Source organism: Shewanella sp. SR43-8 (genome assembly GCF_014163775.1).
GTDB classification, from domain to species: domain Bacteria; phylum Pseudomonadota; class Gammaproteobacteria; order Enterobacterales; family Shewanellaceae; genus Shewanella; species Shewanella vesiculosa.
Map to the genome: position 1 here is coordinate 279,910 of NZ_JACJDX010000007.1, position 15,821 is coordinate 295,730.

Sequence of the window (15,821 nt, forward strand, 5' to 3'; positions counted from 1 at the left end):
TATGGTGGATGATGCCTTCATCAGTGTACGCAATCTTAGTGTCGGTTATGGTACGACCGAGGTACAAAAACAACTGAACTTCGAGATTAACAAAAATGATATTTTTTTTGTCATTGGCGGAAGCGGTTGCGGCAAAACAACCTTACTTAAATCAATGGTAGGATTGTTAACCCCACTTAAGGGAGAAGTACTTTATCAAGGTAAAAACTTTTATGACGCTGATGAACCAGCGCAAGTGGCCATGCTCAAAGACTGGGGGATCACGTTTCAAACTGGCGCGTTGTTTTCCAGTATGTCGCTTGCCGAAAATGTGGCTTTACCGTTACAACTGTATACCGACCTTTCGGATCGGCAAATAGCAGAGGCTGTGGCATATAAGCTTGCTTTAGTCGGCTTAGCTGGATTTGAAAAATTTTACCCTGCCGAATTAAGTGGCGGTATGCATAAGCGTGCAGGCTTGGCACGCGCGATTGCACTGGATCCACAATTGTTATTTTTTGATGAGCCTTCAGCAGGCTTAGATCCCATTAGCTCTATGCGCTTAGATCACCTAATTGTGCAAATTTGCCAAGCACTGGACTCGACCGTGATTATCGTATCGCACGAGCTACCCAGTATATTGTCAATCGGCACCCGCTGTGTGTTTCTTGATAATCAAACCAATACCATGCTTGATTGTGGCGATCCGAGAGAATTAAAACTTAACAGTAGCCAAGCTCGAGTGCGACAATTTCTCAATCGTGCTGATAAAGTGGAGGCATCATGAGTAAAAGCCAGCGACTTCCTCTTGCGATTGGGGCCTTTATCTTTGGCGCGATTCTTTTAGTGTTTATTGCCCTGCTATTTTTTTCTGGTGGGCGAATATTTGCCGAAAAAGCGCCTGTGGTCATGTATTTCAATAACTCAGTACAAGGGCTTCAAGTCGGTGCGCCAGTGAAGTTAAAAGGCGTAATCATTGGTGAAATAAGCGATATTAGCATTGATTTCCCCAACGACAGTAGCCAAGGTGTCACGGCCTCAGTTCACGCCGATTTACTGTTGAAACGCATCAATCTTAAAGGCATACAAGTGGGAGAAGAGTTTTTCTCCCATGCGATAGAGAATGGCTTACGTGCTCAGCTGAATTATCTGAGTTTATTAACCGGCCAACTCTATGTTGAGTTAGATTTTTATCCCAACACATCCGCACATTTTCATGATGACAAAGATTCATTATTGGAGCTACCAACCATAGCGACTGATTTCGAATCCTTATTTAAAGATCTGCAATCATTGAACTTGAAAAACGTCATCACCAATGTGGATAAATTGGCTCAGCAACTTAGCGACATTGCCGCCAGTGGCAAAATACAGCAAGCGCTGGATAATTTTGATCGCGCTGCAACAGCCGTTAGAAACACCGCTGTGCATATCGATACAACTCAGGCGACATTAGGCACCAAGAGTATCGAAGTACTGGCTAAACTAGATAGTTTACTGATGCAGTTAAGTAAAGATGAACCGCAAATGGTTGAGTCTCTCAACCTCAGTTTAGCGGCACTGCACAAAACATTAGTCAGTATTGATCAGTTGGCGAATCAAGCAGGTAATTCTTTAGATCAAAACTCCCCACTCGTGATTGAATTAACCAATACATTGGCAGAGATTAGCCGCACAGCTCGGGCGTTACGTAGTTTAAGTGAAACCTTAGATGAGCAACCCGAGGCGATTATACGTGGTAAGCAAGGAGAATAATGTTATGAGGCTATCTTGGATGAGATCACTATATTGGAGTGTGAGTTTATTGGCACTTAGCCTGATCAGCGGCTGCCAAAGCTCACCGCCAAAACAGTACTTTGTGTTAACCGCACCGTCCTTGCAGATAGAGCCCGGCAGTACATCACTCGAATACGATATTGGCATTGGCCCTATTGAAATACCCGAGTACCTAAACTTTACTCAAATGGTATATCCGCTTGAAGATGGCAGCCTACAAAGAATAGCCAACAGCTACTGGGCTGAGCCATTAGATCAAGGTATCGGCCGTGTCGTGAGTATTAATCTCAACCAAAGCGATCATAGTCGTAAGTTAGTGTTATTCCCCTGGGGAGCAGAAAATAGCCCGCAGTACAGTGTCAAAATAAAGCTTATGAGCTTAAGCAGAGACAGTAACAATGTCAGACTAAATGTTTATTGGGATCTTATCGATAACCAAGTAAACCGACATATCACCCAGCAACACTTCACTGCTGTCACCAAAGCAGGAGCAACGGCACCAGACATGGTTAGTGCATACAGCCATTTATTGGCTCAGTTATCTGAGCAAATCGATAAGTCACTGCAACAACTGCCAGATTAACCGGAAAGTTTAAGCATAAGAGATAATGCAATTTATAGAATAGTGAGGTTGATTCTAGATAGCGGCTTGAGCGCCTAACGTGTAAAAGATTTAGGTATTAAACGAGTTGTAGCATTAGATGCGATTCATTTTACATTTGTTTATCTGAAGATGAGAACCGATAAAAGGCTGCGGTTACTTAATCAAATTGACTTCTAATATGTGCTCAATCTTTTGCTTTTTACTACTCCAGATGTATTTGTAATGCCCACCTTGCAGTGGGATTGTGACGGCTTTAGGTTTGAATGCCGCAATACATTCACCACCACTGTCTCTTACACTACGATATACCAAACCGTTACTGTCACGGGCACGCAACGCTTTAGCAAATTGCTGTGCTATCGCGTAGTCATCTGTGTATAAGTAATCAAATTCTTGGGATCTAATATCATGCAGTGCCAACGCGACTTGATTAATATAGCAACGCATAGTGAGTTCGGTATCGGGCTCATTAGTCGCGCGTAAAAACACTTCTCGGTGGTAAATGGTTTCAGCAAAGGCGGTATGTAACGTTTTAGCCGCATAATACACTCCAAATTGACAACCATCGGTAAAGCGTGATGGCGTACCAATATGGGTAAATGCCGCCATTATTGGCGAGGTTCCAATACCAGAAATACGTTGTTCTACTGGCACTAGGGCCAAGTCGCCTGCTTCTTCACGTAGACGGTCGTTGGTGAGTGATTCAATAGCAAAGACTATCTCAAGCTCATCAGGGTTGGCGACCTGTTCAAATAAGTCGATTGGCGGAAAATGGCTGGGCACTAATCTGTACAGCTTATCCGCGTTAGGCTCAATGGTATTAACCTCGTTGTGCATCAAGGTATCTCCGCATATCACTCAAATTTATCATGCTACCTTTTAGCATATACTCCAAAGCTGTTTGATTATTAAAGGCTTGATTGACTTTTTGAGGCCAAGCATCGGCTTGATCTCTTGTCGGAAATAAACTCCCAAGGGCTTTATAAATGCCTAAAACGTATGAAATACGCTCCAAGGTATCTGGCGACAATGACGACACTTTACCTTTTTTCCAATTATAAAATGTCGACTCGGCCGGCCTACCTAACAGCACAATTTGATCTTTTGCTCTTACATGCCAAGCATCCATGATATTAAAAAACACCTTCAGCGCGACTTGGGCAGTTTTTTCAGGATTTTGCTGTAACACAGCTTGCTCAATTGCAGACATATCCAGCCCCCTCAGAGATTTATACAGCGATATAAAACGAATCATTACCACAACCAATAATACTCCACACATGGAGTTTATTCAAATTATACTATTTTTACGGTGTAAAATCATCGCGAGATAAGTGGCAAAAACCATAGTTAACAAGGAAGATTCATCGCTGAAATGTCTTATTAATAACCTAGTTGCTAAAATTTGCTAACAATTCAAATGTTGACATTTTGTGTCATTCTTTCAAGATGACGAAGCAAATAACTCTGTCAACACATTGGCTAAGGAATACGATAACAATGAATAGATCCTTAATTGCGATTGGATTAACCACTGCACTATTAGCAGGTTGTGGTGTATCTGATACAACGAATACTCAGGTTGCAGCCGTCACTTCGCCTGCTCCTGCTAAAGCTGAATTAGGTACTTTTGGTATTGACTTAACAGCGCGTAATGAAGCGGTTAAACCTGGCGATGACTTCTTTATGTATGCCAGTGGTCATTGGTACGACAACTTTGTCATGCCAGCAGACAAAACCCGTTACGGCGCATTTAATGCCTTAGCTGAGCGCAGTGAAGATCAAGTCAAAGCAATTATTGATGATATTGCTGGCCGCAGTGATTTAAATGCAGAAGAACAATTAATTGCTGATTTTTATCATGCCTATATGGATACCGAAACCATTAATAAGTTGGGTATCACACCAATTAAAGGCACCTTAGATCAAATAGCGGCAATCAACTCGACTCAAGACTTAACAAAAATATTCGGCGAAGCCTGGCTTACAGGTACATCATCACCTATTTGGGGTGGAATGTGGTTTAACCGTTTAGACCCTAATCAATATGAAATGACCATTGGCGCTGGTGGCTTGGGTTTACCAGACCGTTCATATTACCTAGAAGAAAGTGATCGCTTTGTGAATATTCGTAAAGCTTATGTTGAGCATATCGCTGCAATGTTGGCTTTTGCGGGGATAAAAGACGGTGAAAAACGTGCCGCGGCGATTCTTGCACTTGAAACTAAAATAGCACAAGCACAATGGCCTAGAGAGAAACGTCGTAATCGCGATTTAACCTTAAACCAACTTAAGCGCGCAGATCTTGCTCAGCAATATCCTGGATTCGACTGGGATTTATATTTTGCACAAACAGGCTATCAAGTCCCTCAACTCAATATATCTGAACCTGAACCGGTTAAGGCTATCATTGACTTGATAAATCAACAGCCATTAAATGTATGGCAGGATTATCTGACCTACCACACGGTCAGTAATAATGCCGGATTATTATCAGAAGATATTTTCAATACTAATTTTGCTTTTTATGGCAAAGAGTTAACAGGCCAAGAACAACCTCGTCCACGTTGGAAACGCGCGGTAGAAGAAATGTCAGGCACTCAATCATTGGGCTTTGCAATCGGTAAAGTGTATGTGTCACGTTACTTTCCTGAGTCGTCTAAGCAACAAATGGCCGAATTAGTTGAAAACTTACGCACAGCACTTGGACAGCGTATTGATGGTTTAGAGTGGATGGGCGATGAAACTAAAGTGAATGCCCATGCTAAATTAGCGGCATTTAACCCTAAAATTGGTTATCCAGATTCATGGCAAGAATTTGATGGTTTAACCCTGACTAAAAATGATTTAGTCGGTGATATTAAAAATCTGCGCAAATACTTCCAAGCCGACAGCGTAGCTCAGGAACTGGAAAAAACCGATCGTAATCGTTGGGGCATGACCCCGCAAACAGTCAATGCCTATTACAACAGCTCGTTTAATGAGATTGTGTTCCCTGCGGCTATATTACAACCGCCATTTTTTGATCCAAGCGCAGATCCCGCAGTGAACTATGGCAGTATTGGTGCGGTCATTGGTCACGAAATGGGTCATGGATTTGATGATCAAGGCTCTAAATCAGACGCTAATGGTATTCAGCGTAATTGGTGGACTGACAAAGATCGCGCAGCCTTTGATGCTAAAGCCGATAAACTGGCTGAGCAGTACAGCAAATATGAGCCTATTCCAGAAAACTTTGTCAACGGACGTAACAGTTTAGGTGAAAACATCGGCGATGTTGGTGGCTTATCAATGGCGTACCACGCTTATAAGTTGAGCTTAAAAGGTAAAGAAGCACCGGTTATTGATGGCGTTACTGGCGATCAACGCTTCTTTTTAGCTTGGGCTCAAGTGTGGAAAGAAAAACGTACCGAGCAAAGCATGTTAAGCCAACTTCGTGCTGGCACTCATGCACCAGGTCGTTACCGCGCCCTCGCCCCACGTAACCACGATGCTTGGTACAAAGCCTTTGATGTTAAACCCGGTGACGAGTTGTACTTACCTGAAGAGCAACGCGTACGTATTTGGTAATTTAGTGAGTAAAGACCTGCAATAAGTTGTCTTAGTTACAACACGCATAAATCACAATGAAAAAATGCCAGTCAGTTAACTGACTGGCATTTTTTATCACTATCGGCACAAATGTTTGAACAAATATCAGCAACCTGGTGACTCACATCAGAAACGAATGAAATAGATAATAGTAAAGTCTCAACAGTAGATACAAATTATCTCAAGATTGATCGATAACGGAATAACGTTTGAATATGTTTACGGCCTAGGCATATTGGTTCATCGTCGCTGGCAATACAGTGAGCACTTTATAACTCGTTTAGGAATAGAAGTGTGTTAGTAATTTTATAAGTCAGAATGATTTCGAATAACCTTTAATATGAAAAAGTAATTGAATTACCTAAAAATAATGGCTAACTTCACTTGCCCACTACACATCGCCAAGCTGGGATACAGTGACTTTTACTTACTAGTGGCGGTGTTACTTTAGCCCTCACGCTGATAGGCGCGCCACCCTTAAAAAGCAATCTATACTACACACTTGAAATAATATTGATCACAGGGAATTAAAATGAAAGTACTGACCTTCGGCACAAGCAACAGCAAAAACTCTATTAACAAAAAATTGGCTTTTTATGCCGCACAGCAAATCAACAATGCAGATATATCGCTAATCGACATTCATGACTTTGAAATGCCCATATACAGCGTAGACAGAGAAACTGAATTTGGTATTCCGCAATTAGCACACGATTTTTATAACGCGATTGGCGCAGCAGATACTATCGTGATGTCATTCGCTGAATACAATGGCTCATATACATCAGCCTATAAAAACCTGTTCGATTGGACATCTCGAATAGACATGAAAGTCTTTCAAAATAAACCGATTCTTATGCTGTCCACCTCGCCAGGTCCTGGAGGAGCGCAAAGTGTCTTAGCCGCAGCGCAAGCATCAGCGCCCTACTTTGCAGCAACAGTAATAGCCGCTATATCATTACCAAGCTTTTTTGATAATTTTGACTTAGAGGAAGGCGTCGTTACTGATAAGACATTCAATCAAAGTTTGCTTGCTGCAATCAGTAAATTCTAAGTTTGTCTTTTTGAGGGGATATTTTCCCTCTTAGGTAACTAACAATACAACAAGAGTCAGAATGCTTGAGCATATTATGCAAAAAGAAAGCATTGATGAAATTATGTTTAAGGATTCTGACTACGAGTACAACAAAGCTGACTTCACCGATTCTGACCATGGCCTTTCACGTATATCTATATATTCCAAGGCATACAAGCGACCATGGATGGCGCAAAGCGTTCCGAAACAGTATCTGCACATAAGCCCACAGCAGGTGATTGACTGTAATGAGGGTACAATCTTAAAGCCCATTCAACCAAACATTAAAAATGCTAAACCTTTATTTGGAGCCACTTTCTTTGGAGCATAAAAAGCCACTGGTGTAGCAATGGTCAGATTTAACTCTGATGCTAAATCGTGGCATATACTCACAACTAAAGCCGGATAAAGTAGGGTATCGCAACTAAAACAACGCCTATAATCAGTAAGCTAGTGACACTGGCAACAAAATAAGGAAACACAATTAACGCGATGCCAATACACAAGGGGACAATCGCACGTTGGCGTTTACCAAAAACAAAATAACCCATACCAATAGCGCCAAATAGAACACTCCACATGATCATTGATGCACTTCCCATCTCTAACCTCTTAATTAACGCCTGATAATTGACCATTATAATAAAGCGTTAAGATAATCATTGATCGTCTACTTCCCATCTCTAACCTCTTAGCTAACACCTGATAATTGACCATTATAATAAGGCTTTAAGATAATCATTGATCGTCTACTGCCCATCTTTAACCACTTAGTTAACGCCTGATAATTGACCATTATAATAAAGCGTTAAGATAATCATTGATCGTCTACAGCCCATCTTTAACCACTTAGTTAACGTCTGATAATTGACCATTAAAATAAAGCGTTAAGATAATCATTGATCGTCTACTGCGCGCCTTTAACCGCTTAGTTAACGCCTGATAATTGAATACTTAATGGTTTCTTAGTTAACAATCTTAATATCTACACCTTAGATCATAAGCTTGTATAAGGTTATAGCATGGAACTTGTTTACCTATCTATCGCCAGCTAATCACAAGCCACTCCCTTTCAATGATCAATCAATGACATCGATGCAGAATTATATTGAGCCTTACAGTTAATCTGGCTAATGACTTAAGTGCATCAGATAGGCACTTTCCTGTAAATGTTAACCCCCATTAGTTCTAAATGTTGCGTCCTAAAAATGGTGACGATCGATAACACATGATTACGATAGTGGGTTTCAGATTAGCGTTTTCTTAGATGTCAACCATCAATAACGATTCATCAATAAAGGATTATTGATGACAAATATCGACGTTACGATGATGTCGATTTTTTATAAAAAATCCAAAAATAACTGCAGCTGTAATGATTTCATGTAAAATTTTTTTGTTTTTAACAACATAAGATCAACGTTAAGATCGCAACAATCAACCTATGTAAAACATAGATTTACAGAAAATAATCGCATTCCTACCCTATTTTACAACCACTTTGTTGTGACCTATATCAAATTATAGCTTGATAGTTACAGCACTAATCATTAGCATACTTATTAATTGAGCGTTCAATTAATAATTCTTAATACAGATAACGGACCCCTTTTATGTCAAGACCGATAATGAAAAACGTCAGACAACAACAGCTGATAAATGCCACGTTAATGTCAGTCGAACGTCATGGGTTGCAACACACTACGATTAATACCATTAGTGGCTTGGCGGGAATGTCATCGGGAATTATCAGTCACTATTTTGGTGGCAAGCAAGGGTTAATAGAAGCCACGCAGAAATTTCTGTTAGATGAATTAAAGCAGGCATTACTGACGAGAACATCAGGCAAAACATTAACTCCAGTAACACGGCTTTCGATGATAGTGGAAGCAAACTTTACTGAATTACAACGTTCAAATGCCGCGACAAAAACATGGTTAAGCTTCTGGTCACAAGCGATGCACGATCCTGGGCTGGCAAGATTACAAAATATTAATAGTCAGCGGTTATACAGCAATCTGCTTTTTTCGTTTAAGCAATTATTACCCAATACCGCAGCGATTAATGCAGCAAAGCAAACCGCTGCAGTGATTGATGGTTTTTGGTTACGCAGCGCGCTGAGCTCCACCCCGATAGAAGATTTTAAGCAAGCCCAAATTTTATCTAAAGCCTTTATTGAGGCTGTGATCGTGCAACACGGAGAAATTGAATGTCAGCGTTAATTACATACCAAAATTATGTTCACGGTAAATACATTTCAAATGGTAGCGGAGAAACCTTCGAGGTTATTAATCCTGCGACTGGTGATGTCAGTTATTTAGTTGAAGTGGCTACCGAAACAGTACAACAGGCGGCTATTGCGAGCGCGAAAGCAGGATTTGCAATTTGGTCGGCAATGGCGCCAATCGAACGTAGCCGCATTTTATTAAAAGCCGTTGCCCTACTACGTGAACAAAATGATGAACTTGCAGCAGGTGAAGTATTGGATACCGGTAAGCCATGGCAAGAAGCATCGGTAGTTGATGTGGTTACTGGCGCCGACTCTATAGAGTTCTTTGCCGGACTTGCCCCAAGTATTGAAGGCAATCAACAACCTGTTGGAGCGGACTTTTATTACACTCGCCGCGAGCCATTAGGCATTTGTGCCGGCATTGGTGCTTGGAACTATCCGCTGCAAATAGCTTGTTGGAAAGCGGCACCTGCGCTCGCTTGCGGTAATGTGATGATTTTTAAGCCATCAGAAGAAACACCACGCGGTGCAATGCGTTTGGCAGAAATATTCACACAAGCTGGCGTACCAGATGGCGTATTTAACGTTGTTCAAGGTGACGGTAAAGTGGGCGCATGGCTAACCAGTAATGAAGATATCGCTAAAGTGTCATTCACTGGCGAAGTCGGTACCGGTAAAAAAGTCATGGCAGCTGCGGCGGGAACACTTAAAGACGTAACCATGGAACTTGGTGGTAAGTCGCCATTGATAATATTTAACGATGCCGATGTTGAAAATGCCGTTTCTGCGGCAATGTTAGCCAATTTTTATACGCAAGGCGAAGTGTGTACCAATGGTACGAGAGTCTTTGTGCAGCAAGATATTTATCCACAATTTATTCAACGTTTAAAAGAACGTACTGAGCAGAATATTGTTTGCGGCGACCCAATGGACCCTAACACTAATTTCGGCGCGTTGATTTCACGAGATCATCAACAAAAAGTGCTTGATTATATTGAGATTGGTAAAAAAGAAGGGGCGACTTTGTTAACGGGCGGTAGTGCATTAAAGCCTGACAATGCGCCAAATGGTTTCTTTGTCGCGCCAACAATTTTTACTGATTGCACTGATGAAATGACGCTATCTAAAGAAGAAGTCTTTGGCCCAGTCATGTCGGTATTGACCTTTACTGATGAAGACGAAGTCGTTAAACGTGCTAATAGTACACATCTAGGCTTAGCGGCTGGGGTGTTTACCCAAGACATTACTCGCGCTCATCGGGTTATTCATCAAATTCAAGCTGGTATTTGTTGGATCAATGCTTATGGTGCCTCACCAGCAGAAATGCCGGTTGGTGGTTACAAAATGTCTGGTATTGGCCGCGAGAATGGCTCTGAAACCTTGAAAGCATACACCCAAATTAAAGCTGTTTACGTTGGTATGCAGTCACTTGAAAGCCCATTTTAGGAGTGACCAATTAATGTCTACGCAAATATCTCATGAATACGATTATATTATTGTCGGTGCCGGAAGCGCAGGTTGTGTATTAGCCAACCGCTTAACGGAAAACCCTGACAATAAAGTCCTCATACTTGAAACCGGAGGTAGCGACAAAAGCATTTTTATTCAAATGCCTACGGCGTTATCTATCCCGATGAATACCAAAAAGTATGCATGGCAGTTTGAAACAGAAGCAGAACCCCATTTAGATAATCGTCGTATGCATTGCCCTCGAGGCAAGGTACTCGGCGGCTCATCATCCATTAATGGCATGGTTTATGTGCGTGGCCATGCGCGTGATTTTGACGAGTGGCAGCAACAAGGTGCAAAAGACTGGGATTATGCTCACTGTCTGCCTTACTTTAAAAAAGCTGAAACCTGGTCTTTTGGCGGTAATGTTTATCGCGGTGATAAAGGTCCATTAGCAGTTAATAACGGTAATGAGATGAAAAACCCGTTATATCAAGCTTTTGTTGATGCAGGTGTCGATGCCGGTTACCTAGCGACGAGTGATTACAATGCCAGTCAGCAAGAAGGCTTTGGCCCAATGCACATGACAGTTAAAAACGGCGTGCGTTGGTCTACAGCCAATGCGTACCTTCGCCCTGCGATGAAACGCTCGAATTTAACCGTGGTTACTCATGCGCTTGTACATAAAGTAATTATGCAAGGCAAAACGGCTGTTGGCGTTCGTTACGAACGTAAAGGCGAGCTAATTGATGTTAACTGCAATAAAGAAGTGATTTTATCAGCAGGTTCTATTGGTTCGCCGCATATTTTACAACTGTCGGGCATTGGCGATGCCAGTACATTAGCGAGTGCAGGTATTGAGCAAGTTCATCAATTGCCTGGTGTAGGCCAAAACTTGCAAGACCATTTAGAGTTTTACTTCCAATTTAAGTGCTTAAAACCGATTTCGCTTAATGGCAAGATAGATCCATTAAGCAAATTATTTATTGGTGCGCGATGGATTTTAAATAAATCGGGTTTAGGCGCAACTAACCATTTTGAGTCTTGTGGTTTTATCCGCTCAAAAGCCGGTTTAGAGTGGCCAGATCTGCAATATCATTTCCTACCTGCAGCAATGCGTTACGACGGTAAAGAAGCGTTTGCGGGCCATGGTTTCCAAGTGCATATTGGCCACAACAAACCTAAAAGCCGCGGTGCAGTAACGGTCGTATCAAATGATGCCAAGGTTGCCCCACAAATTCAGTTCAATTATTTGTCACATCAAGATGATATCGAAGGTTTTAGAGCGTGCGTTCGTTTGACCCGTGAAATTATTAATCAACCGGGTTTAGATGAATATCGTGGTGAAGAAATTCAGCCAGGCTTAGCGGTCAAAACCGATGAAGAAATTGACCGTTTTGTCAGAAGCTCAGTTGAAAGCGCCTATCACCCTTCTTGCTCGTGCAAAATGGGTGAGGATGATATGGCCGTGGTTGATTCAGAAACGAAAGTTCACGGTATTAACGGTTTAAGAGTCGTTGACTCATCTATTTTTCCAACCATTCCTAATGGGAATTTGAACTCACCGACCATCATGGTTGCCGAGCGTGCTGCCGACATTATTTTAGGTAACAAGCCACTGGCACCCAGTTTGGCAAAAGTGACTATTGCTAAGCATTGGCAAACATCACAACGCTTACAAGCTCCGAAACGACATTCCGATTAGCCCTCATTCATTGATGTGTATTCCTATATACACATCAATAACAGGTTGTGGCCAACCTTCACAATTGTAAATGGCCAATTTAGCTGAGATCAATCTATCAGGGTTTAACTATCGTCAACACGATACTTAAGGCTTGAGGGCATTTTGCCTTTAAAAATTGTTCTATGGCATTAAAAACATACAACAAGGAGCCAAAAAATGACGACCTGGTTATCAATAGGTATTCTATTTACTTTTGCCGCAATCGCATTTGTGATTTATCGTTGGGGTAACATGCAGTGTATTGGTGTCACCCCAGTACGTAAGTTTACCTTTATTGCTATTTTGTTCACCTCCGGGCTTGATGTAGGTTTAATCATGTTCCCGTTGACTGAGTTTGCCGGTTATGCCGATTTAGCTGCCAGTCCAGAATATGGATTTACTAATCCACTGGCAATTGAGTTTGGCTTTTGGGCCTGCTTAATTTGGGCATTTTACTTTTTAACCTGCTTCTACTTCTGTGTCATTGAACCCAGAGTAAAGTATTTTGAAATTCCACTGATTAAGTTTATCAATAACATCGTCATCATTGGTACGTGTGCCTTCACCGCTTATTTATTATTAAGCAATTTACCTTGGTATTTACCACAGTTAGGTGATGGTGAAAGCATTGTCGGCAGCTTCTACCTCATTGTGTTTATGGTTATTGCTGCAGCAGTGTATTCAAGCACCAGTATTCGCTATGTTCGTTATCTCAGTTTAGGCAGTACTTGGTTATTCTTAGGCTTAATCGCCGTTATGTGGTCTGGTGCATTTTTATCCGATGACTCAAGTGTCGGTGAGTTTTTCACTACATTTGCATTAATTGGCGACTACTTTGCTAACATTCATAACTTTGTACTACCGATAAACGATTATCATGAGTTCTACCTGTTCTGGTGGTTTGCTTGGAGCATTATGATTGGTCAATTTACGGCACGCTTTGTGGGTGGTATGAAAACCTATCAAGTGTTACTGGCTATGATGGTATTCCCTTCAATCCCGATCGCGATTTGGTTTACAGTGTTGTATTACTACAGTGCAAACGCTCTCGATACCTCAGGGTTTTATAATCTTGCTATGGTAGTAGTAGGGATAACATTTGTAATTAACTCATTAGATTCACTCGTTCGTTTATATACTGACAATTTGAACATCACTGTTGAACGTTTTGGTAAAGTTCCTTATATCGTTGGTAATATTGTTGTACTGAGTGGCTTAACCTTATTATTTAAACTAGACTTTTTACAGATTCAATTAGTAGGCGCACTGGCTATAGGCTTGATATTAAGCTGTTTCATATACATTTTGAAATCGCACCATCGTACGGTCGGGGATATTGAACGCTCTCCAAAAGAAAATAAAATCGATTTTACTAAAATCGAATTAGCAGACTAAACAATAAAAACAATCCAAGGAATAATGATGAATACGACAATAAAAAAGTTAGCCCTATTAAGTTTATTTACCCTACCCACTTCTGTCATGGCAGGAGAACTGAGCACAACGGTTAATGCAACGTCTGATTACACTTTTAATGGTGTAAGCCAAACAGATAATAGCCCAGCATTACAAGCTAGCCTAGATTACGCGGCCGATGATGGTTGGTATGTCGGTGCTTGGGCATCAAACGTAGACTTTGGTGGCGGAGATGATACTTGGCTAGAGCTTGATTTTTATGCTGGTAAATATTTTGAGTTAACAGACCGAGTATCGCTCGATGCGGGTATTGCTTACTACACATATCACGGCGATGATGCCTCTGATGAGTATTACTATCCAGAGGTATACACTAAGTTTGGTTATGCTTCATCACTTGGTCAAAGTGAATTAAACTTCTGGTACTCATGGGATTATTTTGGTGTTGATGCAGGTCATTACATCATGATGGCAGCCCATACATTCACTGTTGCAGAAGGTCATGACATTCGCGTCAGCTTCGATCGTTCAACGTCGCAAGACGAAAATAAGTGGGCATGGGGAGACAGTGATTCTTACAACCATTATCGTGCAGAATACATGACAAGCTGGGAAGGTTTTGATTTCAACCTTGCAGTAGAAGATACCAGCCTAGATAGCGATATCAGTGATACTCGTGCTGTGGTATCTGTGGCGCGTACTTTTAGCTTATAATTTGCCATAATTGAAAAAATAACCAAGCAGAATAATGTCTATAGCATTATTCTGCTTTTTTTTGATATTGGACATGAGTCATAAGCTGAATTCTGTTATGGTGCGTGGTGAATTATGAGGGGATTATGGAAAAATACGAACAACTACTAATTTCATTACGGCGAGTGATCAGAGCTATTGATATTCACTCGCGTCAATTAAATAAACTATCCGGTCTGACTGGACCACAATTAATGGTTATGCAGAAAGTGGATCAACTTGAAGCACCATTAGCAAAAAAAATCGCGCAAGAGATTAATTTAAGTGCGGCGACAGTGACGACCATAATTGATCGACTCGAAAATCGTGGCATGGTGATTAGAACGCGCAGTGAAACTGACAAGCGCAAAGTACACTTGTCATTGAGTGATGCTGGTAAAACATTATTAAACAGTGCACCTAAACCGCTACAAGAGCATTTTATTATGCGTTATCAAAATCTTGAAGAATGGGAACAAAGCCAATTATTGTCGGCCGTTGAGCGCATCGCCACCATGATGGATGCAAATGATATTGATGCGGCGCCTGTATTGTACGTCGGCCAAATTCAAGTAGACGATCCTGCTCAATAAGTCCCCTTTACAGCCTGTAGCGCAAGAATAATCTTGCGTTATAAGCTTGCTGGCTAGCCTTTAACTTTTAGCCCTCCAGATGATGTTATTGCTTAGCAATCATTGCGATGCCTGCAATGCAATGCAACCCGATTAAAATATCAACTTCATACCAAATTCACACCAAGCTCATTACTGGCCTTTAACTCATGCAAGGCACATTGTGGCTATATCTAAAATCAGCTCACAATTTCAAGAGCAATACGCGATGTATCATCAAATTAACCTGCGCCTGTACGCCTGATGTTCAAGTTGAGCGCGAGGGATTTTATCTTTTCAGCATTTTATCTATCTACTTATCACTGAATGTGTAGGCTAAATTACAGACGTAAAAAAGCCCCAACTATTGTTGAGGCTTTTTTACACCATACTTAAGTATGTAATTTCTTACTATAAATAATGGTACCCGAGGCCGGACTTGAACCGGCACGCTTATTCAGCGAGGGATTTTAAATCCCTTGTGTCTACCGATTCCACCACTCGGGCAAAGTGTTGTTTTAACCGCTACTAAAAGTAACCATTAAACGCAATTTTGTGGAGGCGCGACCCGGAGTCGAACCGAGATAGACGGATTTGCAATCCGTAGCATAGCCATTCTGCCATCGCGCCAT

15 protein-coding genes and 2 tRNA genes are annotated in these 15,821 nt (G+C 41.4%); 12 read left to right on the top strand and 5 right to left on the bottom strand.

Annotated features, from left to right (window positions below):
• The first annotated feature begins 1 nt into the window (after window position 1).
• Genes H5114_RS11305 through H5114_RS11315 form a run of 3 tightly spaced genes read left to right on the top strand, consistent with a single transcriptional unit; the run spans window position 2 to window position 2,338 of the window.
• Window positions 2–766 (top strand): ABC transporter ATP-binding protein, encoded by a 765-nt coding sequence (locus H5114_RS11305; RefSeq protein ID WP_182697401.1) that lies wholly within the window; start codon window positions 2–4, stop codon window positions 764–766.
• Entirely contained in the window at window positions 763–1,734 is a 972-nt protein-coding gene (locus H5114_RS11310) for an MlaD family protein (protein ID WP_182722966.1), read from the top strand. The genes H5114_RS11305 and H5114_RS11310 overlap by 4 nt, the downstream gene beginning before the upstream one ends.
• Before the next feature lie 19 nt (window positions 1,735–1,753).
• Window positions 1,754–2,338 carry a membrane integrity-associated transporter subunit PqiC gene (locus H5114_RS11315; protein ID WP_182697403.1) on the top strand — a complete coding sequence of 195 codons (585 nt, stop codon included), beginning with the start codon at window positions 1,754–1,756 and terminating at the stop codon, window positions 2,336–2,338.
• A gap of 174 nt (window positions 2,339–2,512) precedes the next feature.
• Here the strand turns inward: H5114_RS11315 and H5114_RS11320 are convergent, their stop codons facing one another.
• Together H5114_RS11320 and H5114_RS11325 are read right to left on the bottom strand one after the other, a co-directional pair.
• On the bottom strand, window positions 2,513–3,196 hold the full coding sequence (locus tag H5114_RS11320; protein ID WP_182722967.1) for an RES family NAD+ phosphorylase: 684 nt from the start codon (window positions 3,194–3,196) through the stop codon (window positions 2,513–2,515).
• Complete coding sequence (locus tag H5114_RS11325; protein ID WP_182697405.1) at window positions 3,180–3,569, bottom strand: antitoxin Xre-like helix-turn-helix domain-containing protein; 390 nt, start codon at window positions 3,567–3,569, stop codon at window positions 3,180–3,182. The genes H5114_RS11320 and H5114_RS11325 overlap by 17 nt, the downstream gene beginning before the upstream one ends.
• Before the next feature lie 290 nt (window positions 3,570–3,859).
• Between H5114_RS11325 and H5114_RS11330 the strand changes: the two genes are divergently transcribed.
• The 3 genes from H5114_RS11330 (at window position 3,860) to H5114_RS11340 (ending at window position 7,356) form a co-directional block, all read left to right on the top strand.
• Window positions 3,860–5,929 carry a M13 family metallopeptidase gene (locus H5114_RS11330; RefSeq protein ID WP_182722968.1) on the top strand — a complete coding sequence of 690 codons (2,070 nt, stop codon included), beginning with the start codon at window positions 3,860–3,862 and terminating at the stop codon, window positions 5,927–5,929.
• Between the two features lie 553 nt (window positions 5,930–6,482).
• Complete coding sequence (locus H5114_RS11335; protein ID WP_124014921.1) at window positions 6,483–7,004, top strand: NADPH-dependent FMN reductase; 522 nt, start codon at window positions 6,483–6,485, stop codon at window positions 7,002–7,004.
• A gap of 61 nt (window positions 7,005–7,065) precedes the next feature.
• On the top strand, window positions 7,066–7,356 hold the full coding sequence (locus tag H5114_RS11340; protein WP_182722969.1) for a hypothetical protein: 291 nt from the start codon (window positions 7,066–7,068) through the stop codon (window positions 7,354–7,356).
• Window positions 7,357–7,420: 64 nt separating this feature from the next.
• Here the strand turns inward: H5114_RS11340 and H5114_RS11345 are convergent, their stop codons facing one another.
• On the bottom strand, window positions 7,421–7,627 hold the full coding sequence (locus H5114_RS11345) for a hypothetical protein (protein ID WP_124014922.1): 207 nt from the start codon (window positions 7,625–7,627) through the stop codon (window positions 7,421–7,423).
• A gap of 1,011 nt (window positions 7,628–8,638) precedes the next feature.
• Here H5114_RS11345 and betI point away from each other — a divergent pair.
• The 6 genes from betI to H5114_RS11375 all read left to right on the top strand — a co-directional run bounded on the left by betI (window position 8,639) and on the right by H5114_RS11375 (window position 15,171).
• The gene (betI, locus tag H5114_RS11350) at window positions 8,639–9,247 is read left to right on the top strand and encodes a transcriptional regulator BetI (protein ID WP_182722970.1); all 609 of its coding nucleotides are present in this window, start codon (window positions 8,639–8,641) and stop codon (window positions 9,245–9,247) included.
• On the top strand, window positions 9,235–10,701 hold the full coding sequence (gene betB, locus H5114_RS11355) for a betaine-aldehyde dehydrogenase (protein WP_182722971.1): 1,467 nt from the start codon (window positions 9,235–9,237) through the stop codon (window positions 10,699–10,701). The genes betI and betB overlap by 13 nt, the downstream gene beginning before the upstream one ends.
• A 13-nt stretch (window positions 10,702–10,714) precedes the next feature.
• Window positions 10,715–12,409: a choline dehydrogenase gene (gene betA / locus H5114_RS11360; protein ID WP_124014925.1), complete on the top strand. Its 1,695-nt coding sequence runs from the start codon at window positions 10,715–10,717 to the stop codon at window positions 12,407–12,409.
• 198 nt (window positions 12,410–12,607) lie between these two features.
• Entirely contained in the window at window positions 12,608–13,825 is a 1,218-nt protein-coding gene (locus tag H5114_RS11365; protein ID WP_124014926.1) for a BCCT family transporter, read from the top strand.
• Window positions 13,826–13,852: 27 nt separating this feature from the next.
• Entirely contained in the window at window positions 13,853–14,560 is a 708-nt protein-coding gene (locus tag H5114_RS11370; protein ID WP_182722972.1) for a TorF family putative porin, read from the top strand.
• A gap of 125 nt (window positions 14,561–14,685) precedes the next feature.
• Window positions 14,686–15,171: a MarR family winged helix-turn-helix transcriptional regulator gene (locus H5114_RS11375; protein ID WP_124014928.1), complete on the top strand. Its 486-nt coding sequence runs from the start codon at window positions 14,686–14,688 to the stop codon at window positions 15,169–15,171.
• A 439-nt stretch (window positions 15,172–15,610) separates the two neighbouring features.
• Here the strand turns inward: H5114_RS11375 and H5114_RS11380 are convergent.
• Together H5114_RS11380 and H5114_RS11385 are read right to left on the bottom strand one after the other, a co-directional pair.
• Window positions 15,611–15,696: transfer RNA gene (locus H5114_RS11380), tRNA-Leu, on the bottom strand.
• Window positions 15,697–15,745: 49 nt separating this feature from the next.
• Window positions 15,746–15,819, bottom strand: a tRNA-Cys gene (locus H5114_RS11385).
• Window positions 15,820–15,821: the final 2 nt, after the last annotated feature.